The sequence below is a fragment of the Pyxidicoccus sp. MSG2 genome, from assembly GCF_026626705.1.
Lineage (GTDB): Bacteria > Myxococcota > Myxococcia > Myxococcales > Myxococcaceae > Myxococcus.
Window position 1 is genome coordinate 3,599,566 of sequence record NZ_JAPNKC010000001.1, and the last position, 22,296, is coordinate 3,621,861.

Here is a 22,296-nt window from a genome sequence, read left to right on the forward strand (position 1 = left end):
CCGAGGCTCAGGCCCCCGGCACCACCGGCCGCGCTGACACGCGCGACTCCCCGTCCACCCACGGCTGAAGCGCCCTGCGCACCCGCGAGCGGGAGGGCGTCTCCACGTAGCGGTGCACCACCACCGAAGCCAGCACGCTCAGCGCCAGCACCAGCAGGGGCGACTGCAGGTCCACCCACTGCCCCAGCGCGACGAAGCCCTCCCATAGCGGAAACTGGAGGAGGTAGAGCGCGTAGCTGGCCCCGCCCAGTTGCACCAGCAGCGGGCGCGACAGCAGCCAGCCCAGCGGCCCGCCTCCGCGCGCCAGCCCGTACACCAGCAGCCCCGACGCGGGCGCCAGCAGCGCGTTGTGCATCAGCGGGTACGGAATCCGCGGGCCCGCCGCGCCCGCCGCCACCAGCAGGGCCGCGCCGGTGAAGGCCAGCACCGCGCCGCTGCCCTGCTTCACTCCCTCCGCGCGCTCACGGACGAAGCACCAGCCGAGCAGCACGCCGAAGAGGAACTCCGGCAGGCGCAGCAGCGGGTTGAACTTGATGATGGCCAGCCCCGTGGACCAGGTGGACGCGTCCACCGGGGGCGCCTCGTCCGGGCGCAGCGCCAGGAACAGCAGCGGCGGCACCAGCCCGAGTACCCACACCGCGCCCATCAGCGCCGGCAGCCTCGAGGGGCGCAGGCGCGGCAGCAGCCCGAGCGCGAGTCCCGGAAAGAGGACGTAGAAGAAGGCCTCCACCGCCACGGACCAGCCTGGCGGGTTCCAGTACAGCGCCAGCCGGGGCACCCACGCCTGCACCAGCGCCAGCGAGGTGAGGCCGCCCACCGCCAGCTTCCCCGCGGCCACCGACCACCCGTTGGCTTCCACGGACAGGGCGATGGTGGGCGCCGCCGACAGGAGGAACGTCAGCAGGTAGACGGGGTACACCCGGGCCACGCGCGCGACGAAAAAGGCGCGCGGCCCCGTCTCCATGCGGCCGTCCCGGTCCAGGTAGTTCCAGGCAAGGACGAAGCCCGACAGCACGAAGAAGACGCCCACGGCGGAGTAGCCCGCCCCCACCCAGTTGCGCAGTCCCTCCGGCGCCGTCACCAGGTACGGCCGCGCGAAGTGGAACAGCACCACGTGAAGGGCCGCGAAGAAGCGCAGCCCCGTGAGGGAGTCGAGCGACCCGCCCCGGCTCATCGGCGGCCGATGCCGTAGTACGTGAAGCCCAGCTCGCGCATGCGCACCGGGTCGTACACGTTGCGGCCGTCGAACACGACGGGCGACTTCATCAGGCCCTTCATGCGCTCGAAGTCCGGGTGACGGAACTCGTTCCACTCCGTCACGACGAAGAGGCCGTCCACGCCCTCCAGCGCCTCGTAGGGCACCGTGGCGTAGCGGATGCGGTCACCGAAGACGCGCTTCGCGGTGTGCGCGGACACGGGGTCGTGCGCCACCACCTGCGCGCCCTTGCCGATGAGCCCCTCGATGACCTCGATGGCGGGCGCCTCGCGCATGTCGTCCGTCTTCGGCTTGAAGGCCAGGCCCCACACGCCGAACTTCTTCCCTTCGAGCGTGCCGTAGTGCTTCACGGCCTTGTTCACCAACAGCTTCTTCTGGCGCTCGTTGGTGCGCTCCACCGCGCGCAGCAGGTCCAGCTCCAGGCCGTAGTCGCGCGCGGTGGCCACCAGCGCCTTCACGTCCTTGGGGAAGCAGGAGCCGCCGTAGCCCACGCCCGGGAAGAGGAACGGGTAGCCGATGCGCTTGTCCGAGCCCAGGCCCTTGCGCACGAAGTCCACGTCCGCGCCGACCTTCTCGCACAGCGCGGAGATGTCGTTCATGAACGAGATGCGCGTGGCCAGCATCGCGTTGGCGGCGTACTTCGTCAGCTCCGCCGAGCGCGTGTCCATGTAGATGACCGGGTTCTCGGTGCGCACGAAGGGCGCGTACAGCTCGCCCATCACCTTGCGGCCGCGCTCGGAGTCCACGCCGATGACGACGCGGTCCGGCTTGAGGAAGTCGTCCAGCGCGGCGCCTTCCTTGAGGAACTCGGGGTTGGAGACGACGTCGAACTCGATGCTCGTCACCTTGCGGATGGCCTCGCGCACCTTGTCCGCGGTGCCCACCGGCACGGTGCTCTTGTCCACCACCACCGTGTACTGCTTCATCGCCTTGCCGATCTGCTCGGCGGCGGCCAGCACGTACTGGAGGTCGGCGTCGCCGCTCTCGCCCTCGGGCGTGCCCACGGCGATGAAGACCACCTGCGCGGGGGCCACGGCCTCGGCCAGGTCGCGCGTGAAGAACAGGCGCTTCTCACGCACGTTCTTCTTGATGAGCTCCTCGAGACCCGGCTCGTAGATGGGCACCTCGCCCGCCTGGAGCATGCGGATCTTCCGCTCGTCGATGTCCACGCACGTGACGTCGTTCCCCGAGTCCGCGAAGCAGGTACCCGCGACGAGGCCGACGTAGCCCGTTCCGATGATGGCAATACGCATTGAAAGAGTCCCAGTTGGGAAGTGTCCGGAGCAGGACTCATACGCCGGGAGGCGCACCGAAAGGAAGCCCGTCCCCCAGGGCAGGAGGGCAGGCGGGCGGACTTACTGGCCTGTGAGAAGCCGGCGCACCCGCTCCAGCCCCTTGAGGGCCGTGGACCGGCCGGGGGTGCTCACAGGACCCACCACCGTCCTGTCGAGCAATTCACGCGTGGCCCGGCGCAGCGGGGGGAAGGCGGCGGTGGCGTCCGCGGCGGCCTCCGGGAAGAGCCGCGCGACAATGGACAGGGACGTGTACAGGGCACGCTCCAGGCGCCACTCCGCGGCCCGGGCCAGCAGGGCGCCCACGTCCACCGGGCGCGAGTACGGGCCCCCCATGGCCTTCGCGCCGGTGACGAGCTCGCGCACGTCCAGGAACGACAGCCAGGGTACCTCATAGCCCTGACGTGCCTGCTCCAGGACGGCCAGGAGCAGCGCGTCCTCCAGGTCGGCGCGGAACACGGACGGGCCGTACATCTTCATGGGCCGGGCCCGCTCGAGGATGCCGGAGACCTGCTCCTTGCGCTGGGGACCGAATACGTCCGAGTAGAGGAGGATGAGGGTGCGCCCGTCGGACACCACCTTCGTGGCGCCGGAGCCGGCGGCGTCCTCGGGCTTGAACTCGTGGTTGGAGAGGAAGCCCGCGAAGCCGTCCACGTCCAGCCGCCGCATCAGCAGTTGCAATTCCGTCACCGGGCGGAAGGCGACGTGGGGGTAGAGCGAGTCGGCGAAGGCGGCGCCGCCGAACAGCACCAGCCTGCGGCCCTGAAGGTCGTCCACCATCTGCTTGAAGTTGACGAGCTTCATCACATTGTCGTTGGCCGAGCCCTGGTAGATGGCCAGCAGCCTGTCGCGCACCCACTCCGGCACGGCCGCGCCGCCCAGCCGGTACTGGAGGTTGTACGCGGCCAGGGGCGCCAGGCCCTGGGCGATGGCCCAGTCCACGTACTCCTCCCACGGCGCCCCCCGCAGCGAGACCCGGGGTGGGTCGAAGGAAGCGAGGACGCGGAAGGTGTCGAGGAGGCTGGGCGGCATGGGGGCCCCCTTTAACGGGCCGGACGCGTGGGCCGCAACGCCCGCTTTCTGTTGGTGGCCGGACGAAATCGAGGGCGAATGATGCCCGGATGACAGGGCGCGGCCCTTCGGGGTGGGTCCGGGAGCCGGGTCGAATGAATACCTGGGCCCCTCGGTACGTCGCGGGCCGGGCAGGCAGCCGAGGGAGGTCGTTACATGAGGCAGCAGGGCTGGACGGACAGGCGGGCGGGCCAGTGGTGTGTCCTGGGGGCGCTCGGACTGGTGGCGTGCAGCGGCACGGCCTCGGAGGCGCCCGCGGCGCAGGGCTCCACGGCGGTGGTGGAGGTGGAGGCAGAGGCCCGCTGCGAGGTGCGGCCCCCCTTCGACCCGCACTTCGAGCCGGAGGTCGAGTGGGCCTGGACGGACAGCCCGGTGATGCCCACGCACACCAACGTGGAGAGCACGCCCGTGGTGGTGGACGTCAGCGGCGACGGCGTGCCGGACGTGGTGTTCAACAGCTTCGAGGGCTGGAACTTCAAGACGAACGGCGTGCTGCGCGCCATCAGCGGAGCGGACGGCTCGGACTTGTGGGCGGTGACGGACCCGGCGCTCCGGACGCGGGGGGCGTCGAACGTCGCGGCGGGAGACATCGACGGCGACGGGAAGGTGGAGCTGTGCACCGTGCCGGAGAGCGCGGTGGGCATCATCTGCTTCGAGAACACCGGCGCCTTCAAGTTCCGCGCGGACGGGCCCCGGCTGGACTGGGGAGGCGTGTCGCTGGCGGACCTGGACGGGAACGGGACGGTGGAAATCATCGCCGGCAACCACGTCTACGACAGCACGGGAGTCCTGAAGTGGGTGGGCAGCGACGGGGTGGGAGGCGCGCCGAACGGCATCGGCCCGCTGGCCTTCGCGGTGGACCTGGACGGGGACGGCAAGCAGGAGGTCGTGAACGGCCGCAGCATCTACCGACATGACGGCACGCTGAAGTGCCGGGCCGAGGCACTGGGCCATGGCCTGTCGGGCGTGGGCAACTTCGACACCGACCCGCAGGGCGAGGTGGTGGTGGTGTGGACCGGCCACGTGTCGCTGATGGAGGCCGACTGCACGGTGCGCTGGACGGCGGAGAACCTGGGCCTGGGCGTGGGCGGGCCGCCCAACATCGCGGACTTCGACGGGGACGGGCAGCCGGAAATCGGCGTGTCCGGCATGGCCTTCTATTCCGTCTTCGAGGCGGACGGGACGCTGAAGTGGCTGACGCCGACGCAGGACACCAGCTCCAACAGCACGGGCTCGACCACCTTCGACTTCGAGGGGGATGGGCACGCGGAGGTCATCTACGCGGACGAGACGGCCCTGCGCATCTACGACGGCGCCACCGGTGCGGTGCGCTTCGAGGCGCCGCACAGCTCCTGCACCGCATTCGAGAATCCGGTGGTCGCGGACGTGGACGGTGACGGCAACGCCGAAATCGTGGTGGCGCAGAACACCGCGTGTGACTTCGGCCCGTTCCACGGCATCCGCGTGTTCAGGGACAAGAAGGATGGCTGGGTGAACACGCGGCGCATCTGGAACCAGCATGCGTACTCCGTCACCAACGTGGGGGACGACGGCTCCATCCCCGCGCACCCGGCGGCCAACTGGCTCACGCCGGGGCTCAACACGTTCCGCACGAACAGCCAGGGGGCGGGCTCGGTGGAGCCCTTCGCCGCCCCGGACCTGGTGGTGGAGGCGGTGAGCGCCACGTGTGACAGCGAGGGCGTCGTGAAGCTGGGCGCGCGGGTGAAGAACGCAGGGGATTCGCCGGCCTCGGCGGGGGTGCGGGTGGCCTTCTACCGGGGGCCCGCGAGCGGGAGCGGCACGCTGCTGGGTGTGGCCACGCTGACGGACAAGGTGGACGCGGGCGGCGAGGCGTGGGCGGAGCTGGAGCTCGGCACCGCGCCCGGGGGACGGGGTGAGGTGTCCGCGGTGGTGGATGACGACGGCACCGGGACGGGGCGCGAGCTGGAGTGCCGCGAGGACAACAACACCGGCTCGGCGCTGGTGGGGCTGGAGTGCGGCGGCGAGGCCAACGTGCCTCCGGTGGCGGTGTGCCGTGACGTGACGGTGAGCGCGGATGCCATGTGCCGGGGCTCGGCCAGTGTGGACGATGGGAGCCATGACCCGGACGGACAGCCGGGCCCCTTCAGGGTGACGCAGGTGGCGCCGGGACCGTTTGGACTGGGGAGCCGCGAGGTGACGCTGACGGCTTCGGACGGTGAGGACAGCGCGGTGTGCACGGGCACGGTGACGGTAGTGGACACGACGTTGCCGCGCATCGTGTGCCCGTCGCCGCAGGTGCTGGAGTGTGTGTCGGGCGGGGCGCAGGCCACGTATGCGGCGCACGCGGAGGACAACTGCGGCCCGGTGTCGGTGACGTGCACGCCGCCGACGGGCGCCGTCTTCCCGCTGGGGCGGACGGTGGTGGACTGCAATGCGGTGGATGGAGCGGGCAATGCGTGCGGGTGTGGCTTCACGGTGTCGGTGCGGGACACGCGGCCTCCGGTGCCGGGGAGCTCGCTGGGGGTGAAGCTGTGGCCGGTGGACCACCAGTACCGCACGGTGACGCTGGCCGAGTGCGCGGGCCCGGCGAAGGACGCGTGCATGGGTGACCTGCCGCTGGAGCAATACGGCCGGATTGTCCGGGTGACGTCGGATGAGTCGGAGGACGCCGGAGGGACGTGCGACGGCGACACTTGCGACGACATGGCGGTGCGCGTGAATACGACGTCGGTGCAGCTGCGTGCCGAGCGCGACGACACGGGTGATGGCCGTGTGTACACGGTGCACTACGTGGTGGAGGACCCGTCCGGCAACAAGGCGGCAGGCAGCTGCACGGTGGGCGTGCCGCGCGACACGTATGGACAGCAGCCGCCGCAGGACAGCGGGCCGGAATACTGCGTGGGCCAGGGGTGCCCGTACGGCATGGGTGGCAGCTACCTGTGCCCCTGAGGCGGTCGTAGCTCAGCGCGCGGCCCGCACTGCGTTCCCAACCCGGCGCAGCGCATACCGCGCCATGGCCCCGGTCCGGGGCGCCAGCAGCAGCTTCGCCGCCACCCACGCCGGCTTGCTGCGCGCCAGGTCCGCGCCCAACAGCCGCGCGTCCGAGAAGAACCGCCCCGCCAGCACCCGCTGCCACCGGGGCGGAGCCAGCGCCTCCAGCACCTCCGACGGCACTGGCGCATCCAGCAGCCTCCGCGCCACCTCCCAGCCGTACCACGCCAGGTGCGGGAAGGCCGTCCCCCGCGCGCCTTCCACCACGCCTCGCCAATCCAACCCCTTCAGCGCCAGCAACTTCAAATCGAACACCCACGCCAGCCGCTGCAACAGATGGTTGCTCGCATGCAGCGCCAGGTACACCGCCTCGTCCTCTGGCCGCAGCCACCACACGCGCCGGCCCTCCACCTCGCCCTCCACCGCCCGCGCCATCAGCGCGTCCCCTTCCAGCGCCTCGCCCCACCCCGCCAGCGCGCGGAAGTGCAGTTCCACCAGCCCCGCCGGCCCCACCAACTCCACGTGGTGCGAGTCCTCCTCGCCATGCCGCGCGCCATCCCCCGCCCGCACCGCCAACCCCAGCCCCGTGAGCGCCCGCATCGCCGCGTCCACGTCGCCGCGCGCCACCAGCAGGTCCACGTCCGTCGTCGCCCGCTGCAACGGGTCCGGGTACAGCCGCCGCGCCAGGCCGTACCCCTTGAGCAGCACCGGCACGCAGCCCACGGAGTCCAGCGCCTCCAGGCTGCGCGTGAGCAGCACCTTCACCCGCATCACCCGCGCCGCGCCCAGCAGCGACTCGCGCCGCAGGACCGCGCGAGGCTCCTCGGGCAGCACCCATCCGGCCCGCGCCACCGCGTGCTCCACGAAGCCCGCGAGCCCATGGTGCACCGCCGCGCGCACCAGCCCGTCGGCCTCCGCACCCACCGGGGCTTCACGTGAAGGGGCCTGGGGCCAGGACCGCAGCAGCGCCCCCAGGGCGCGCGCGTCCACCGCCGTCACCGCCGCAGCGCGATGACGCGCCCGGGCTCCACTTCCACCGGCGCATGCAGCCGCGCGGCGCGCTCGGCCACCGCGTCCGCCACCACCTCCAGCGCCAGTTCCTCATCGCGGCTGATGGCCGCCCGCCCGTCGCGCCACACCAGCAGCAGCGCCCCGAGCACCTCCTCCTCGTCCTTCACGTCGATGCGCACCTCGAGCGGCAGCGCGGTGCCCGACGAGCGCTGCGTCTCGAAGACGATGCCGTCCGTCTGCCCGCCGGACACGCGCTGGAAGCGCAGCTCCTGCCGCGCCACGTCCATCGCCTCCGCCAGCGGCCGCAGCGCATTCCACACGTCCTGCAACGACGGCGACTGGCGGACCCCGCGGGTGACGTCCTTCACCAGCGTGCGCAGCCGGATGTTGCGCTGCCGCACCTGCTGCACGTCCGACGCGCGCCGCAGGTCCAGGTAGCCCAGCTTGCGCATCAGCACGAAGATGACCACGCCCATGCCACACAGCAGCATGGCGCTCTGCGCGCTGTTGGCGAAGTTCAACCCCAACGCCGTCAGCGTGAACAGGCCGCACAGCCCGTAGAGCACCAGCACCGTGGAGCGGTGGCTGAGCACCATGCGGCTCATCACCCGGTGGTGGATGTGCTCCTTGTCCGCGCTGAACATCGGCCGGCCCAGCATCGAGCGGCGCACCATGGCCAGCAGCGTGTCCATGATGGGCAGCCCCAGCGCCATCACCGGCACCAGCATGGCCACCGTCGTCCCGCTCTTCGTGCTCGTCTTGATGGCCACCGCCGCCAGCACGAAGCCCAGGAACATGCTCCCCGTGTCCCCCATGAAGATGGAGGCCGGGTTGAAGTTGAACACCAGGAACCCGAGGATGGCGCCCGCCAGCGCCGCCATCAGCAGGCACAGCAGGATGTCCCCTCGCGACAGCGCGAGGATGAAGTTGGTGCTCACGCCGAAGAAGGCCACTCCGCCCGCCAGCCCATCCAGCCCGTCGATGAGGTTGAGCGCGTTCACCACGCCCACCATCCACAGCACCGTGAAGGGCAGGCTCAGCGCCCCCAGGGACAGCTCCGGGCCGAACGGGTTGGCGATGACGTCGATGCGGAAGCCCATCGCGTACAGGCCCAGCGCCACCGCGAGCTGCACCCCGAACTTCAGCCGCGCGCCCGCGCCCCTCAGGTCGTCATACAGGCCCAGCGCCGCAATCACCGCGCCGCCGATGAAGAGGCCCGCCACCAGCTCACGGTGCGAGCGGAAGTTGTGCCCCACGCCCGAGTCCACCAGGAACAGCGCGCACAGCGGCGCGAAGAAACCGCCGACGATGCCAATGCCTCCCAGCCGGGGAATGGGACGGACGTGCACCTTCCGACTGGAATTGGCCTGGTCCAGCCACCCCCACGCCACGGCCCGGTTGCGCACCAGCAGCGTGAGCACCAGAGCCACCATGAGCGAGACGAGGAACGCGACGAAGAAGGTGATCATTCGGTTGAGCCACTCACCACTGTGACGGCCACTGGCCTGGCGCGTCAATGCACGCGAGTGTGTGCTAACAAATAGACCCTGCGGTCGCTCCTCCAGCCACCAACCAGGCAGAATTCATGGCTTTCTTTGGTTGCGGAGAAGCGTCTCGTAGAGCGAGAGGGTGCGAGCGGCGATGTCTCGCCACGTGAGACTTCTCACCTCGGACTGCGCCGCCTGACGCAGTGACTGCAATTGTTCACGGTTCTCCGCGAACGCGCGCAACGCACCCACCAGACCCGACACGTCGCCAATGGGAATGAGCATGCCTGTCTGCCCATTCCTCACCACCTGCGGGGCCACGCCCACTGGCGACGACACCGGTGCCAGCCCGCAGGCCATGGCCTCCACCAGCGCCATGCCGAAGCCTTCCGAGTGGCTGGGGAAGAGGAGCACTTCCTCGGCCTCCAGCAGCCGCGGCAATTCGGTGCGCGGATAGCGAGGCACCACGCGCAGCCGCTCCCGTACCTGCGCGGGGAAGGCCGCGAGCACCTCGTCCTCCTTCGCGCCCGTGCCGTACAGCGACAGCGAGAAGGCGACGCCCTCCGCGTGCAGCCGCGTGGCGACGGCCACCATCTCGTCGCGGCCCTTCAGCGGCAGCCAACTGCCCACGCAGGCCACGCGCAGCGGCGCACCGGGAGCCGAAGGCCGGGGAGCTGGCAGCCCGTGGAAGGGCGCATCCAGCCCATGCGGGATGACGCTGAGGTGGTCCGCGGGCACGCCCAGGTGCTCGCGCGCGTACGCGGCGTCGAGCGTGTTGAGGAGCACCGCGTGGTCCGCCAGCAGCAGCGACTGGCGCACCTCCCAGAGGCGGAAGCCCCCATGGTAGAGCGGGTACTTCCAGCTCAGGCGCAGGTGGCCCTCGCGAGCGGACGCGCGCAGGCGCTCGGAGAAGGTGTGCTCCAGGCCATGGCTGCGCGTCACCAGCGCATGGCGCTCGCGCGCACCGGGCCGGCCCAGCCGCGCCCAGGCCCACGCATCCCCGGTGGTGATGTCGAGGACATCGTACCTGCGGGCCTCGCGCGCCAGGTGCGCGGCGACCTTCCACGGGAAGCGCACGCCGTGCAGCGAGCCGTGCTCGCGCGTGCCGGGAAACGCCTCGTGGTAGCTGTAGTAGTCCACCTCGCAGCCCAGCGCCGCCAGCGCCTGTCCCAGCGCGAGCGTCACGCCCGGGGCGCCCAGGTTCGGGTCCAGCGGATGGTGGATGCCGAGGAGGACTCGCATGCGAAGGCGTGCCTTCTAGGCCATCGCGCCAGGGAATGGGGACCTCTTCGTTCCCTCCTTCCCTGCGGACGGCCGCCTCCCTGGTCGCTATTGACGCGCTGGCCCCCCGGACGACAATGGGCGGCCCGCCCCTCCATGTCCCCTTCCTCCCGACCGACGCTGCAGGCGTGCCTCGAGGGCCGCCGCAACAACCTCGACTTCCTCCGCTTCGCGGCGGCGGCGGGCGTCATCCTCAGCCACGCCTTCCCGCTGGGCGAGGGCCGAGGCACGGTGGAGCCCCTGGACGTCTTCACCCGCGGCCAGCTCTCGCTGGGGCGGCTGTGCGTGGCGGTGTTCCTGGTCATCAGCGGCGTGCTCATCACCCGGAGCTGGGAGCGCACGCCGGACCTGGCGCGCTTCACCTGGGCGCGCGTGCTGCGCATCTTCCCGGGCCTCGGGGTGATGCTGGTGCTGACCACCCTGGTGCTCGGCCCGGCCTTCACCACGCTGCCGTTGCGCGACTACTTCACGGCGGCGGACACGCACCTGTACTGGCTGCGCAACTTCACTCTCGCCTTCCCGCAGTGGAACCTGCCCGGCGTCTTCGAGACCAACGTGTACTCGAATGCCGTCAACGGCTCGCTGTGGACGCTGAAGTACGAGGTGGGCTTCTACCTGCTGACGCTGGCGCTCGGGCTGGCGGGCCTGCTGCGCAAGGGCATGGTGGCCTTCGGCTGGGTGGGCGCGGCGGTGGCGCCGTTCGTCACCGGGCGGCTGGGCTTCTGGCCGGAGCTCTACCTGTACTTCGGCGGCGGCGTGGCGCTGTACCTGTGGCGCGACAAGGTGCGGATGAGCCCGTGGCTGGCGCTGGCGTGCACGGCGGGGTGGCTCGTCCTGGCGCGGCTCGGGTATGGCCGCATCGGCTCCGGCCTGTTCGGCGCGTACGTCGTGCTGTACCTCGCCTACCTTCCGGCGGGCGCGCTGGCGGGCTTCGGCCGCTGGGGTGACTTCTCGTATGGCGTCTACGTCTACGCCTTCCCCGTGCAGCAGGCCGTGAGCGCACTGTACGGCGCGAGCATGCCGTGGTGGCTCAACGCGGCGGTGTCCCTCCCCGTGGTGGTGGCGCTGTCCGCGCTGTCCTGGCACCTGGTGGAAAAGCCCGCGCTGAAGCTCAAGGACCGGCCGCCCGCGCTGCTCCAGCGACTCCAGCTCGGAGGCTCGCGCCGGCTCGCGGAACTTCAGGCCGCCGCGCCCCGGTCGCCGGGCTCGCACTGAGCGCCCCGCGCTCTTCCCTCCAGCCAGTCGCGCCGCGGCCGAGGTCGCGCTGAGCGCCCGCCTACTTCCCGCCGGCCAGCTGCTCCCCATGCGCTGCCGGGGCCACGCTGAAGCGCTCACCCACCAGCCGGTCATACGTGAGCAGGCGGTAGCGTCGCAGCCACTCGGCGGACGAGCCCGGTGCCGGTGACACGGCGTCGCGCTCCGTCAGCGGCAGGTACTCACCCGCCGCGCTCTTGAGCAGGTCGCCCCGCACCACCGGAACGGCGCGGGACAGCCCTTCCAGGAAGGCGAAGAAGCCGTGGGGCTTCATCCCGGCCGCTTCGAGAATGCGCGGCGCGAGCTGCCCCATGCTCAGGTGCACGTCCTGCTTCGGCAGCGTGAAGTTCGACCAGAGGAGCACCGGCACCTCGGCCATGCGCTCGCGCTGGGCGTCCGTCCACGGCTCCTTCAGGAACCCCGTCTCCCGGTAGAGGGCGTAGTTGGGCCCGAGCATGGGCAGGTGGTCGCCGAAGACGACCAGCAGCGTCTTGCGCGGCCTCGCCTCCAGCGCCCGCACCAGCCGCTCCAGGGCGCGGTCCGTCTGGCGAAGCTTGTGCGCGTAGTTCGTCAGCAGGAGCGTGTTGTCGGGCGACAACTCCCCCAGCACCTGCACCTCCTCTCCGCCAGTGAGCGGGAGGCTGTAGGGGCCATGCGTCGACATGGTGATGGCCATGATGAACCGCGACCGGTGCTCGTCCGAGAGCTGCGCCAGGATGTGGTCCACGACGGCCTCGTCCGACACCCAGGGCCCCTCCAGCTTCGCGTCCGCGAAGTCGGTGAGGGACTGGAACTCGTCGAAGCCGAGCAGCGGGTACACCACGTCGCGGCTCCAGTACCAGGCATGGAAGGGATGGATGGCGGCCGTGCGGTAGCCCGCCTCGCGGAACAGCGAGGGCAGCGCCTCCACGGGCTTCATTACATAGTGCTGGTAGGGGAAGGAGCCGTCGGGGGCGAACGACGCCGACATGCCCGTCAGCAGCTCGAACTCCGCGTTGGCCGTGCCTCCACCGAACGTCGGGCTGATGAGGTGTCCCGAGCTGTGCGAGGCCATGAGGCCGCGCAGGAAGGGCAGCGGGTCCGTGCTCAGGCGCACACCGAGCTGCGTCGGGTCCCAGAGCGACTCGGCCATGTAGATGATGACGTCCACCGGCTCCGGGGGCGTGGCGGCGGGGGGCTCCGCGTCACGGCCCAGGGCCGTGCGCACGCCGTCCGCCGAGTACGCGCCGCCCGGCTCCAGGCGCAGGCCCTCCCAGTTCCAGAGCATCATGAGCGGCAGCCCGTTGATCTGGAAGTTGGAGCGCTGGTCCCACACCTGGTGCATGACGCCGAAGCGCATGAACGCCTTCGGCAGCAGTGGCACGTGCGCGTAGAAGGTGATGGCGAGCAGGTACACCAGCGACGCCACGGCGAGGCCCCCGCGCGCGAGCCCCGGCAGCGGGAAGCGGGGCCGGCCGCGCCGCACCGCGCGCACCCCGGCCACGAGAGCGGCCAGCACGAGCAGTCCGGCGAGGATGGCGAGGAACGTCCCGGCGCCCGGCAGGAGCGTGGGCGCGAGCGACGTCACCTGCCGCCACTCGAGGAAGTCCCACGGCAGCAGCGGCCGGCCGATGAGCTGGAGCTTCCGGATGTGGAGCGAGGAGGTGAAGAGGAGTCCCGCGCCCACCAGGGCCAGCGCGACGCCGAGCCGGTTCGTCGCCGTCCACAGCAGGCCCGCCACGGCGGTGATGACGCCCACGCTGATGGCCATCGACCACGGGTTGCGCTCGTGGATGCCCTGGAGGCCCGCGGGGGAGAACGCCGCGATGGCCAGCTCCGTCGCGGCCACGAGTCCGGCGGCGGCCAGGATGACGGCAACGCAGGGCCAGAAGACGGACCGCGGCTTCTTCGCGAAGAAGAACGCGTCAGGACTGTGTGGACGGCGGGTCAACTCCGGCAGCTCCAAGCGACAATCAGGCGAAATCCCGCCAGGACGCGAGCCTATATCCTCACAAGCACTTGCTCCACCAATCAAAAGCAGCCGCAATGACTTTCACCGGCCCCCCAGTCGCCTGACTGCCGTCACGGCTGGCGGCCTTCACCGGCCGGCACGGGTGACAGTCTTTCGTCCCGAGCGCGGCCCTCGAAGCGCTCCAGCAACCGGTCCCGCCACCTCAGGCAAGGCTGCTCCACCGCGACATACGTCACCCAGGCCACCGCCAGCGTGGCACCCAGGTAGGCGAGCAGGTCCAGGGGCCATGCGCCCAGGGAGAGGTGCGTGCGCTCGAGGACCCGCACCACGGAGCCGTGCCACAGGTACGCCCCATAGGAGAGCACCGCCACCTGGTAGATGCCCCAGCGCGGCCCGGCGGGAAGCCGCATCGACTCGGTGCCCACCAGCAGCAGGCCAAAGCCCACCGACAGTCCCGTGAAGACCCACAGCGCGCCCACTCCCGCCAGCATGGGGCCGCACACGCCCACGGTGACGGCCAGCACGACGGCGCCCAGGACGCCACAGGCCGCGCGCCAGGAGGCCGCCCACCGCTGCCAGACGGGCGCGGTCTTCGCCAGGAACACGCCCACCGCGAGCCCGTCCAGGTGGTGCAGCGTGGGCCAGGAGAGGAGCGCGGGGAGTTGTGGAAGCGGCAGACCCTCGGGGAGGTCCCTCCAGGTCAGCCAGCGGGCGGTGAAGCTCACTGCGATGGGAAGGCACCACACCCAGGCGGGCCATCGCCTTCCCCGCAGTCCGAAGGCCAGCAGGGGGAGCACCAGGTAGAAGTGCTCCTCCACGCAGAGCGACCAGCTCTGCACGAAGTCGCTCAGCCCGGTGAAGTTCTGGAGGAAGAGCACGTAGTGCCAGCCCCCGCCGGAGAAGGGCGTGCCGAAGGTCCACGGCTTGAGCGCATAGAACGCGAGCACCCCGTAGTAGAGCGGCAGCGTGCGACCCCAGCGCTTGAGCCAGAAGGTGCGCAGCTCCGCCCACCCACCCTGCCCCTCGTGCCGGCTGAACACCTGCCGTCCCACGAGGTAGCCGGAGAGGACGAAGAACAGGTCCACCCCCATCCACCCGTGCGCGAAGGCCACCCGCAGGCCCATGGGCAGCGCGTCGTGGACGACGGCCGGCGCATGGAAGGCGAGCACCGCCAGGATGGCCAGGGCCCGCATCACATCCAGGCCATCCCTGCGCGGAGCTGTCGGTTGAGCCGGTGAGGACATGAAGTGGGGGCCCCAGGGCAGCGGGCGCGCCATTGTCGTCCACGGCCCCTCGCGGTCAACAGCGACCAGACGGGCGTCCGGCCGGAGGAGCGATTGCGCGCTTCACGTCCTCACTTCATCGGAGGCTGGGAAAGCAGCGCGGCGCCAATGGCCCCGGACAGCTCGCCCAGCTCGACCACCAGCACCGGAGGTTGCCGCTCGGGGACGAAGATGTGCGGGCGCATGGCGTCGCGGATGCGTCCGGCATAGACGGGCCCCAGTCGCGTGCCCAGCCCTCCGCCGAGGATGACGGCCTCCACGTCCAGCAGGTTGATGGCGGAAGCCAGGCCCGCGCCGAGCATCCGCACGGCCCGGTCGATGAGCCACGTCGCCAGCCCGTCCTCCTCCGCGAGCGCCTTGTCCCAGATGCTGCTCGTCAGGCGCGGGCGTCCCTTCTTGCGCATCAGGTCGAAGAGCACCGTCTTCTCGCCCTGGCGCTCGGCCTTGCGCGCCCTGCGCTCCATGGCGGCGCGGCCCGCGTAGGCCTCCATGCAGCCGCGCCGGCCACAGCCGCACCGCGCGCCTCCCGGCTTCACCACCACGTGGCCAATCTCTCCCGCCGCTCCGCGGCCCCGCCAGGGGACGCCATCCAGCACCAGCCCGCCGCCCACGCCCGTGCCCCACCACACGCCCAGCACCGAGCGGTACGGCCGGCCCGCGCCCAGGCGGTACTCCGCCGCCACGGCCACCTGCACGTCATTGCCGAGCACCACCCGGCTCCCCACCAGCTCTCCCAGGTCGGCGGCCACGGGGTACGGCTCCGTCCAACCCCTGCCCACGTTGCTGACGTGCCTCAGCGTGCCCTCATTGGCGTCCACCGCGCCGGGCGCGCCCACGCCCACGCCCGCGAGCTGCTGCGGGGTGGTGCCCGCCGCGCGCGTCGCGTCCACCAGCGCGCCGTACATCGCCTGCACCACGTCCTCCACGCTGCCGTCCCCCGGCGTCGCGTGCCGGGCCCGGCCGAGGACGGCGCCCGCCGTGTCGATGACCACGGCCTCTATCTTCGTCCCGCCCAGGTCGATGCCTCCCCAGGCTCTCGACGTATCGACGACCGGCCCCTTCTTCGCCTCGACGCCCACCGAGGTCGCCTCGTCCATCACTCGCCTCCGGCTCCGGCTGACTGCTTCACACGAAGATGCGCATTCCCATGTCGGGACGGCTGGGAGCGCCCGGAGGGCAGGGGGGCAGCCGTCCCGGGACGCGGGAGGCCATGGCAGGCCCAGGGCGCCTCGTGTGCTTTCTCAACGCTTCCGCGTCAGTCATTGCGTGGCCGGGGGCGATTCTCGCTAAAAGGCACCTTCCAGGCGGACGCAGGCCTCGTCACACGGAAGGAGCACGGGATGGACCTCATCGGACAGCTCTCGCAGCAGCTCGGAGTGAACGGTACGCAGGCGCAGGGGGTGGCGGGCTCGCTGCTGAAGCTGGTGCAGGGCACGGTGAAGGAGAAGCTGGGCCCGGACGCCGCGAACCAGCTGGGCAGCGCCATTCCGGAGATGGACTCCTGGCAGCAGGCCGCGGGCGCGGCGGCGCCCTCGCAGGGCGGCGGGTTGATGGGCGCCCTCGGTGGGCTCGTGGCGGGGAACGACGGCGGAGGCGGCGGAGGTGGCGGCGGCGGCATGGGCGCCATGCTGGGCGCCATCGGCGGCGTGGCGACGCAGGCCGGTGAGGTGGCCGCCGTCGTCTCGCTGCTGGGCCGCTTCAACATCGACTCGAGCAAGGCCTCGCTCGTGGCCCCGCTGCTCCTCAACTTCCTCAAGTCGCGGCTGGACCCGGGGCTCGTCGGGAAGATTCTCGCGGTGGTGCCCATGCTGGCCGGCGCGGGCGGCGGTGGCGGCAACACGCCGGGCGGCGGTGGCCTGGGCGGAATGCTCGGCGGACTGCTGGGCTGAGGCCGCTAGAAGCGGCCCGCGCACTTCACTGCTTCGATACGCGCTGGCGCACGGTGGTGGCCACCGCCCACGGCGGGAAGCCCAGCACGTAGCGCCAGCGCGGAGCGGCCAGGTGGAAGGGCAGCCCGCGCCGATACAGCGCCAGCGCCAGGTCCACCCGCCGCAGCGACAGCAGCCACTGCGACACGTGGCGGAGGTTGTAGAGGAGCATCTCCAGCCGCTCGCGCCTGCGGGCGGCACCTCCCGGGTAGAGCCCCTGCCGCTCCTGCTCCAACTGGTACAGCGTGCCCTGGTAGCTCAGCTCCAGCGCGCTGGACGACGAGCCCCCGTGCTGGCGGTAGCCCACCGTCACCGGCGCGCGCACCCACGCGAAGCCAGGCTCCGTGCCCAGCCGGTAGAGCAAGTCGTAGTCCTCGCCGTTGATGCGCAGCGGGGTGAAGCCGCCCACCCGCCGCAGCGCGTCCGTGCGCACCGCCACCACGCAGGCCGTGCGCGGCGTCCGGTCCTCCGCGCTCGCCAGGTAGTCCGCGAAGCGCACCACCTTCGGAGGCTCGCGCGTCACCCCGGCCAGTTCCTCGCGCCGCGCGAAGGACGCCGCCGTGCCCATCACCACCGAGGGCCCGCCCTGCTCGCGCAGCACCTGCCGGTACGTGGCCAGCGTCCACGGGAACCACAGGTCGTCACTGTCGAGGAAGACGACGTACTCGCCCTGGGCCTCCTGGATGCCCAGGTTGCGTGCCGCGCCCGGGCCCGCGTTGCGCTGCTGGAACACGCGCACCCGCTCGCCATACCGGGCCAGCGTCTGGAGCGTGTCGTCGGTGGACCCGTCGTCCACCACGAGCACCTCGTAGTCGGTCTCCTCCTGCGCGAACACGGACGCGAGCGTCTCCTCCAGCAGCCGCGCCCGGTTGTACGTGGGGATGACGATGGAGAAGAGCGGCATGCCGGGACGACCTCACACCCGGGCGCGCAGGCCCATCTCGGAGATGCGCAGGAAGGTGGAGAGCTGCCGGCGGTACTCCGTCAGGTTGGTGCGCCCGCGCAGCAGCGTCTGCGTCAGCACCGCCGCGTTGTACGGCAGCGTGCCCACCAGGATGGCCCGCATCGCCACCTCGTGCAGCCGGCCGTGGTGCTTGCGGAAGTACGCCAGCCGCGTGCGCCACAGCTCGATGCGCACCTTGTCCGGCCCCGTCGCGGACGGCCGGAACGAGCGGCTCGCCAGGTGCGTAATCACCGCCTCCGGACAGAAGGCCACCTCCCAACCCGCCTTCCACGCCCGCACGCACCAGTCGGTGTCCTCGGTGTTGCCCAGCGGGGACATCGCCTCGTCCAGCAGGCCCACCTGGGCCAGCGTCTCCTCGCGCACCACGATGCAGGCGCCGAGCACCCAGTTGACCCGGGCCTCCTCGTGCCCGTACTGCGCCGGGTCGATTTCCATCCGCTTCAGGAAGTGCAGCGGGCGCGGCAGGAAGACGAGGTCGAAGAGCTGCCCGGACAGCGACATGGGCCGGAAGGTGCAGTTCTGGATGGTGCCGTCCGCATTGAGCAGCCGCGCGCCCGCCATACCCACGCGCGGGTGCTCGTCCATGAAGCGCACCAGCGCGTCGAAGGCCCCATCGTGGACGATGGTGTCGTCGTTGAAGATGCAGATGTAGCGGCCTCGCGCGGCGCGCAGCACCTGGTTGTGGTTGGCGGAGAAGCCCTTGCGCTCGGTGTTGAAGAGCCAGCGCACCTGCGGAAAGTCGCGCCGCATGGCCTCCACGCCGCGCCCGTCGGTGGCGTTGTCGACGATCCACACCTCGAAGGTGATGTCGCGCGTCGTCGCGTAGAGCGTGCGCAGGCAGTCGTGCAGCAACTCCGGATTGGAGTGGTTGACGATGGAGATGACCAGGTCGACCTTCTTCATCGAATCGCTCGCGTCCTTCATCACGAAGCCGGGCTCACCGGAGCGGACCGCTCGGCCCGCCGAGCCCGGACGAATCCCAGGATGCCCTTCAGCTCGCCGAGGAGCGACAGCGTCCCCGGCAACCGCTCGCGCGCCAGCACCAGCCCCGCGAACAGCACCGCCCCCACCAACGCCCTCATCCAGTTGCCAGCGCCCGGCAGGGACAGCACCGCCGCGCACGCGCCCGCCAGCAGCAGCCCCACCGTGACGAAGGGCTCCACCACCTGCGACACCAGCCCGCGCAGGGCCGGGTTGAGGCGCGCCACCAACCACGCCGTCACCCACAGCTCCGCCAGTCCCACCAGCACGCCCACGGGCCCGATGGCCGCCAACCCGAAGCGCTGGATGGCCCACGTCCCCACGCCCCACTTCGCCGCGCCCACGCCCACCACGACGGCCAGCCGCTCCCACGGGCGCCCGCCCGCGTTCTGCGCCGTGGCCAGCAGGCCCGTCAGCGTGGTGAGCACGCACTCCAGGCTGAACCACTGCACCAGCCCCACCGCGGGCACCCAGCGCTCGCCGAAGAACAGCGGCACCGCCACCGGCAGCACCAGCACCACGCAGGGAATGGCCACCAGCAGCACCGCGGACAGCCGGCGCAGCGACGTGCGCAGGTACTCCGCGAAGCCGGCCGGGTCCTCCTGCATGCGGCAGTAGGCGGGGAAGGCCACGCGGTTGAGGACGATGCTGAGCATCATCGGCGTGGAGGCCAGCGCCCAGGCCCAGTTCACCAGGCCCACCGCCTCCTTGCCGAGGATTCCGCCCACCACCAGCGGCACCCAGCCGGCCACCATTGCCGCCACCAGCGGCGGGAGCTGGAACGCCAGCCCGAAGCTCAACAGCCGCTTGAGCACGTCCAGCCGGAAGGCGCCGTGCGGCCGCCACGGCGAGGCCCACCAGACCAGTACCAGCCCCACCGCCCCGCGCACCAGACCGCCCAGCGCCAGCGCCCACGCGCCGAAGCCGAGCGCCGCCAGGGAGATGGTGGTGATGACCTGCACCACGTTCTCAATCAACTCCGCGCGGGCGATGACGGGGAACGCGAGCTTGCGCTCCAGCGCCATCAGCGGAATCACCCGCAGCGAGGACAGGAACAGCCCCAGCGCCAGGGCGCACACCATGGGCACCGCGCCCTCGCCCAGGGCGTAGCCCTCCGTGAGCCGGGGTGCGAGCGCGCAGACGGCGGCGACGATGACGGCGGTGAGCGCCTGGTGGCACCAGAAGATGGTGAACGTCTCATCGCGGGTGGGCTCGTGCGGCTGGCGCACCAGCGCGGCGCTCAGGCCCAGGTCCCCGAGGAACACGCCCAGCGACGCCGCATAGGACACGATGCCGAACAGGCCGTAGTCCGAGGGGAAGAGGAGCCGGGACAGGAACAGCGCGCTCACCACCCGCAGCCCCTGCGAGGCCACGGTGCGCGCGGCCAGCACGAACATGCCCTTCAGGGCACGCGCCTTCACCTCTCCAGTGCTCACCTCGGGTACCGCTGTCACTGTCATGTTCCTGGGCGGCCCGCGCCGGGCGTCCTTCGTTCAGGAGGGCCTGTCCGAATCGACATGCCTCCGAAAGCGCGCGGCACGAGCAGGGGGCGAAATGCTACCGGTGGCGCTCCAGGCCCACAAGCAACGCGAGGCGTCCATGTGGAGGCCGGAGGCTCGCCTGCCCTGCGTGTGCGCACCGCCGGACAGGCGCGAGGGCGGGGCGCGGACGCCCGCCTGGATGCTCGCGCGCTTGTTGCGAGGGATGGAGCGGCGGGGCTACGGTCCGCGCCGCATGCTCCCTGGCGGCAATCTCTTCCAGTTCCTGAAGCGCGAGGTGCTCGTCGGCGAGCACGAGGTCCTCCACCGTACGCTGAAGGAGGCGTTGGTGGGCACGTGCGACAGCGTGCTGGACATCGGCTGTGGTTCGCGCTCGCCACTGCACAGCTTCTCGAACCAGATTCCCCACACGGTGGGCATCGACGGCCACGCGACGAGCATCGAGCGCAGCCGCGCCGCGGGCATCCACCGCGAATACCACCAGATGGAGTTGATGGACGCGGGCCGCCGCTTCGGGCCCAAGAGCTTCGACGCCGTCGTCGCGCTGGACGTCATCGAGCACTTCGAGAAGCCGGACGGCTTCCGGCTGCTGGAGATGATGGAGTCGATGGCCCGCAAGCGCGTCATCATCTTCACGCCCAACGGCTTCCTCCCGCAGGACGAGTGGGACAGCAACGTGCACCAGGTGCACCGCTCCGGCTGGGAGGTCTACGACTTCGAGCTGCGCGGCTACCGCGTCACCGGCATGAGCGGGTGGAAGCCGCTGCGGGGCGACTACGCGCTGCCGACCATCCGTCCCTTCCGACTGGGCAGCCGCCTGTCCATCCTCACCGAGCCCTTCGCCACGCGCTTCCCGCAGTACGCCTTCCAATTGCTCGCCATCCGCGACATGGAGGCGTCCTAGCTCCGGCCCGGTGGCTGGAGCCGTGGCCCCATGCCCTCCTCCTCCACCGCCCCCGCGTGGCACGTCCTCACGGGCGAGTACCCACCCCAGCCGGGCGGCGTCAGCGACTACACGCGCCAGGTGGCCACCGCGCTCGTCCGCGCCGGGCAGGAGGTCTACGTCTGGGCGCCGGGTGACTCGGGCGTGCACGTGGAGGACGGCGTCACCGTGCATCGTGTCCCCGGCCTCTTCACGCCCGTGGGCCTGACGAAGCTGGCGCGCGGGCTGGATGCGTGCGCGGGGCCTCGCCGGCTGCTGCTCCAGTACGTGCCGCATGCGTTCGGCATGAAGGCGATGAACGTGCCCTTCTGCGCGTGGTTCGCCGCGCGCCGGAAGGACGAGCGCTGGGTGTTCTTCCACGAGGTGGTGTACCCGTGGAGCCCGCGCGCACCGCTGCGGCACCAGGTGCTCGCGGGCACCACGCGGGTGATGCTGCGGCTGGTGGCCGGGGCCGCGGACCGCGTCTTCGTCTCCATCCCCACCTGGGCGGAGCACCTGCCCGCCCGCGTGCGTCGCCGCGCGGAGTGGAGGCCGGTGCCCAGCACCCTGCCTCCCGAGGCTGCCGAGGGCGCGGTGGCGGCGGTGCGCTCGGCGCTGGGGCCCGGACCGTGGCTGGGGCACTTCGGCACCTATGGCGCGCTCACCGTCGGGCCGCTGGAGGCGGTGCTGGTGCCGCTGCTGCGCGCGGGCGCGGAGCGCAAGGCGCTGCTGCTGGGGCGCGGGAGCCGGGCGTTTGGTGAGGCCCTGGGCGCGCGCCATCCGGAGCTGGCGGGACGGTGGGTGACTCGGGATTCGCTCGCGCCGGAGGACGTGGTGGCACACCTGGCGGCGTGTGACGTGCTGGTGCAGCCCTATCCGGATGGCGTGAGCGCGCGCCGCACCACCACCATGGCGGGGCTGGCGCTGGGGAGGCCGCTCGTCACCAACACGGGGCACCTTACGGAACCGATGTGGCGCGGGCTGGGCGCGGTGGAGCTGGTGGAGGGCACGGCGCCGGAACCGCTGGTGGCGGCCACGGAGCGGCTGCTGTCCGACGTGGCCGCGCGCACCGCGCTGGGCGAGCGCGCCGCGCGGGTGTACCGCGAGCGCTTCGCGCTGGAGCGCACGCTGGAGGCGCTGCTGCGTCCCGGGGTGGAAGGGACGCGCTCGTGAGCCAGGGCTC

General features: G+C 71.4%; 17 protein-coding genes. 5 read left to right on the forward strand and 12 right to left on the reverse strand.

Translation table 11 applies throughout. The features are described from left to right. Window positions 1–7: 7 nt before the first annotated feature. The 3 genes from OV427_RS13620 to OV427_RS13630 all read right to left on the reverse strand — a co-directional run bounded on the left by OV427_RS13620 (window position 8) and on the right by OV427_RS13630 (window position 3,540). The gene (locus OV427_RS13620) at window positions 8–1,174 is read right to left on the reverse strand and encodes an acyltransferase family protein (protein ID WP_267856523.1); all 1,167 of its coding nucleotides are present in this window, start codon (window positions 1,172–1,174) and stop codon (window positions 8–10) included. Continuing rightward, a complete protein-coding gene (locus OV427_RS13625; protein WP_267856524.1) occupies window positions 1,171–2,469 on the reverse strand; it encodes a UDP-glucose dehydrogenase family protein in 1,299 nt (432 codons plus the stop codon). Before OV427_RS13625 ends, OV427_RS13620 begins: the two co-directional genes overlap by 4 nt. A gap of 102 nt (window positions 2,470–2,571) precedes the next feature. Beyond that, window positions 2,572–3,540, reverse strand: a complete 969-nt coding sequence (locus OV427_RS13630) for a nucleotidyltransferase family protein (RefSeq protein WP_267856525.1) — start codon at window positions 3,538–3,540, stop codon at window positions 2,572–2,574. Between the two features lie 195 nt (window positions 3,541–3,735). On the opposite strand from OV427_RS13630, the gene OV427_RS13635 reads away from it, so the two are divergent. Next, window positions 3,736–6,510 (forward strand): FG-GAP-like repeat-containing protein, encoded by a 2,775-nt coding sequence (locus tag OV427_RS13635; RefSeq protein WP_267856526.1) that lies wholly within the window; start codon window positions 3,736–3,738, stop codon window positions 6,508–6,510. A gap of 12 nt (window positions 6,511–6,522) precedes the next feature. Here OV427_RS13635 and OV427_RS13640 read toward each other — a convergent pair whose 3' ends face one another. The 3 genes from OV427_RS13640 to OV427_RS13650 form a co-directional block, all read right to left on the reverse strand. Then, the gene (locus OV427_RS13640) at window positions 6,523–7,542 is read right to left on the reverse strand and encodes a nucleotidyltransferase family protein (RefSeq protein ID WP_267856527.1); all 1,020 of its coding nucleotides are present in this window, start codon (window positions 7,540–7,542) and stop codon (window positions 6,523–6,525) included. A 5-nt stretch (window positions 7,543–7,547) separates the two neighbouring features. After that, window positions 7,548–9,032 (reverse strand): MraY family glycosyltransferase, encoded by a 1,485-nt coding sequence (locus OV427_RS13645; RefSeq protein WP_267856528.1) that lies wholly within the window; start codon window positions 9,030–9,032, stop codon window positions 7,548–7,550. 114 nt (window positions 9,033–9,146) lie between these two features. Continuing rightward, window positions 9,147–10,292 (reverse strand): glycosyltransferase family 4 protein, encoded by a 1,146-nt coding sequence (locus tag OV427_RS13650; RefSeq protein ID WP_267856529.1) that lies wholly within the window; start codon window positions 10,290–10,292, stop codon window positions 9,147–9,149. A gap of 135 nt (window positions 10,293–10,427) precedes the next feature. Between OV427_RS13650 and OV427_RS13655 the strand changes: the two genes are divergently transcribed. After that, window positions 10,428–11,546 carry an acyltransferase family protein gene (locus tag OV427_RS13655; protein WP_267856530.1) on the forward strand — a complete coding sequence of 373 codons (1,119 nt, stop codon included), beginning with the start codon at window positions 10,428–10,430 and terminating at the stop codon, window positions 11,544–11,546. Window positions 11,547–11,607: 61 nt separating this feature from the next. Here OV427_RS13655 and OV427_RS13660 read toward each other — a convergent pair whose 3' ends face one another. The 3 genes from OV427_RS13660 to OV427_RS13670 all read right to left on the reverse strand — a co-directional run bounded on the left by OV427_RS13660 (window position 11,608) and on the right by OV427_RS13670 (window position 15,916). Next, window positions 11,608–13,515: an LTA synthase family protein gene (locus OV427_RS13660; RefSeq protein WP_267856531.1), complete on the reverse strand. Its 1,908-nt coding sequence runs from the start codon at window positions 13,513–13,515 to the stop codon at window positions 11,608–11,610. 131 nt (window positions 13,516–13,646) lie between these two features. Next, window positions 13,647–14,780 (reverse strand): acyltransferase family protein, encoded by a 1,134-nt coding sequence (locus tag OV427_RS13665; protein WP_267856532.1) that lies wholly within the window; start codon window positions 14,778–14,780, stop codon window positions 13,647–13,649. A 110-nt stretch (window positions 14,781–14,890) separates the two neighbouring features. Continuing rightward, window positions 14,891–15,916, reverse strand: a complete 1,026-nt coding sequence (locus tag OV427_RS13670) for an ROK family protein (protein WP_267856533.1) — start codon at window positions 15,914–15,916, stop codon at window positions 14,891–14,893. 165 nt (window positions 15,917–16,081) lie between these two features. Here OV427_RS13670 and OV427_RS13675 point away from each other — a divergent pair, with 165 nt between their 5' ends. Then, window positions 16,082–16,708 carry a DUF2780 domain-containing protein gene (locus tag OV427_RS13675; protein ID WP_267856534.1) on the forward strand — a complete coding sequence of 209 codons (627 nt, stop codon included), beginning with the start codon at window positions 16,082–16,084 and terminating at the stop codon, window positions 16,706–16,708. Between the two features lie 25 nt (window positions 16,709–16,733). On the opposite strand, the gene OV427_RS13680 is transcribed toward OV427_RS13675, so the two are convergent. The 3 genes from OV427_RS13680 to OV427_RS13690 are packed head-to-tail and all read right to left on the reverse strand — an operon-like array spanning window position 16,734 to window position 20,152. Continuing rightward, a complete protein-coding gene (locus tag OV427_RS13680) occupies window positions 16,734–17,651 on the reverse strand; it encodes a glycosyltransferase family 2 protein (protein WP_267856535.1) in 918 nt (305 codons plus the stop codon). Between the two features lie 12 nt (window positions 17,652–17,663). Further along, window positions 17,664–18,614, reverse strand: a complete 951-nt coding sequence (locus OV427_RS13685; RefSeq protein WP_267856536.1) for a glycosyltransferase family 2 protein — start codon at window positions 18,612–18,614, stop codon at window positions 17,664–17,666. A 20-nt stretch (window positions 18,615–18,634) separates the two neighbouring features. Continuing rightward, window positions 18,635–20,152, reverse strand: coding sequence for an oligosaccharide flippase family protein (locus OV427_RS13690; protein WP_267856537.1), 1,518 nt, complete (start codon window positions 20,150–20,152; stop codon window positions 18,635–18,637). 274 nt (window positions 20,153–20,426) lie between these two features. Here OV427_RS13690 and OV427_RS13695 point away from each other — a divergent pair, with 274 nt between their 5' ends. Together OV427_RS13695 and OV427_RS13700 are read left to right on the forward strand one after the other, a co-directional pair. Beyond that, window positions 20,427–21,095, forward strand: coding sequence for a class I SAM-dependent methyltransferase (locus tag OV427_RS13695; protein ID WP_324290059.1), 669 nt, complete (start codon window positions 20,427–20,429; stop codon window positions 21,093–21,095). A gap of 30 nt (window positions 21,096–21,125) precedes the next feature. Continuing rightward, the gene (locus tag OV427_RS13700) at window positions 21,126–22,286 is read left to right on the forward strand and encodes a glycosyltransferase family 4 protein (RefSeq protein WP_267856539.1); all 1,161 of its coding nucleotides are present in this window, start codon (window positions 21,126–21,128) and stop codon (window positions 22,284–22,286) included. The last annotated feature ends 10 nt before the right edge of the window (window positions 22,287–22,296 follow it).

What these genes read in the sequence shown, in the direction of transcription:
- OV427_RS13695 (WP_324290059.1), top strand. Translation starts at nt 20,427, where the DNA reads ATGCTCCCTGGCGGCAATCTCTTCCAGTTCCTGAAGCGCGAGGTGCTC.
- OV427_RS13625 (WP_267856524.1), bottom strand. Translation starts at nt 2,469, where the DNA reads ATGCGTATTGCCATCATCGGAACGGGCTACGTCGGCCTCGTCGCGGGT.
- OV427_RS13635 (WP_267856526.1), top strand. Translation starts at nt 3,736, where the DNA reads ATGAGGCAGCAGGGCTGGACGGACAGGCGGGCGGGCCAGTGGTGTGTC.
- OV427_RS13650 (WP_267856529.1), bottom strand. Translation starts at nt 10,292, where the DNA reads ATGCGAGTCCTCCTCGGCATCCACCATCCGCTGGACCCGAACCTGGGC.
- OV427_RS13700 (WP_267856539.1), top strand. Translation starts at nt 21,126, where the DNA reads ATGCCCTCCTCCTCCACCGCCCCCGCGTGGCACGTCCTCACGGGCGAG.
- OV427_RS13620 (WP_267856523.1), bottom strand. Translation starts at nt 1,174, where the DNA reads ATGAGCCGGGGCGGGTCGCTCGACTCCCTCACGGGGCTGCGCTTCTTC.
- OV427_RS13630 (WP_267856525.1), bottom strand. Translation starts at nt 3,540, where the DNA reads ATGCCGCCCAGCCTCCTCGACACCTTCCGCGTCCTCGCTTCCTTCGAC.
- OV427_RS13685 (WP_267856536.1), bottom strand. Translation starts at nt 18,614, where the DNA reads ATGAAGAAGGTCGACCTGGTCATCTCCATCGTCAACCACTCCAATCCG.
- OV427_RS13670 (WP_267856533.1), bottom strand. Translation starts at nt 15,916, where the DNA reads ATGGACGAGGCGACCTCGGTGGGCGTCGAGGCGAAGAAGGGGCCGGTC.
- OV427_RS13680 (WP_267856535.1), bottom strand. Translation starts at nt 17,651, where the DNA reads ATGCCGCTCTTCTCCATCGTCATCCCCACGTACAACCGGGCGCGGCTG.
- OV427_RS13665 (WP_267856532.1), bottom strand. Translation starts at nt 14,780, where the DNA reads ATGTCCTCACCGGCTCAACCGACAGCTCCGCGCAGGGATGGCCTGGAT.
- OV427_RS13655 (WP_267856530.1), top strand. Translation starts at nt 10,428, where the DNA reads ATGTCCCCTTCCTCCCGACCGACGCTGCAGGCGTGCCTCGAGGGCCGC.
- OV427_RS13645 (WP_267856528.1), bottom strand. Translation starts at nt 9,032, where the DNA reads ATGATCACCTTCTTCGTCGCGTTCCTCGTCTCGCTCATGGTGGCTCTG.
- OV427_RS13690 (WP_267856537.1), bottom strand. Translation starts at nt 20,152, where the DNA reads ATGACAGTGACAGCGGTACCCGAGGTGAGCACTGGAGAGGTGAAGGCG.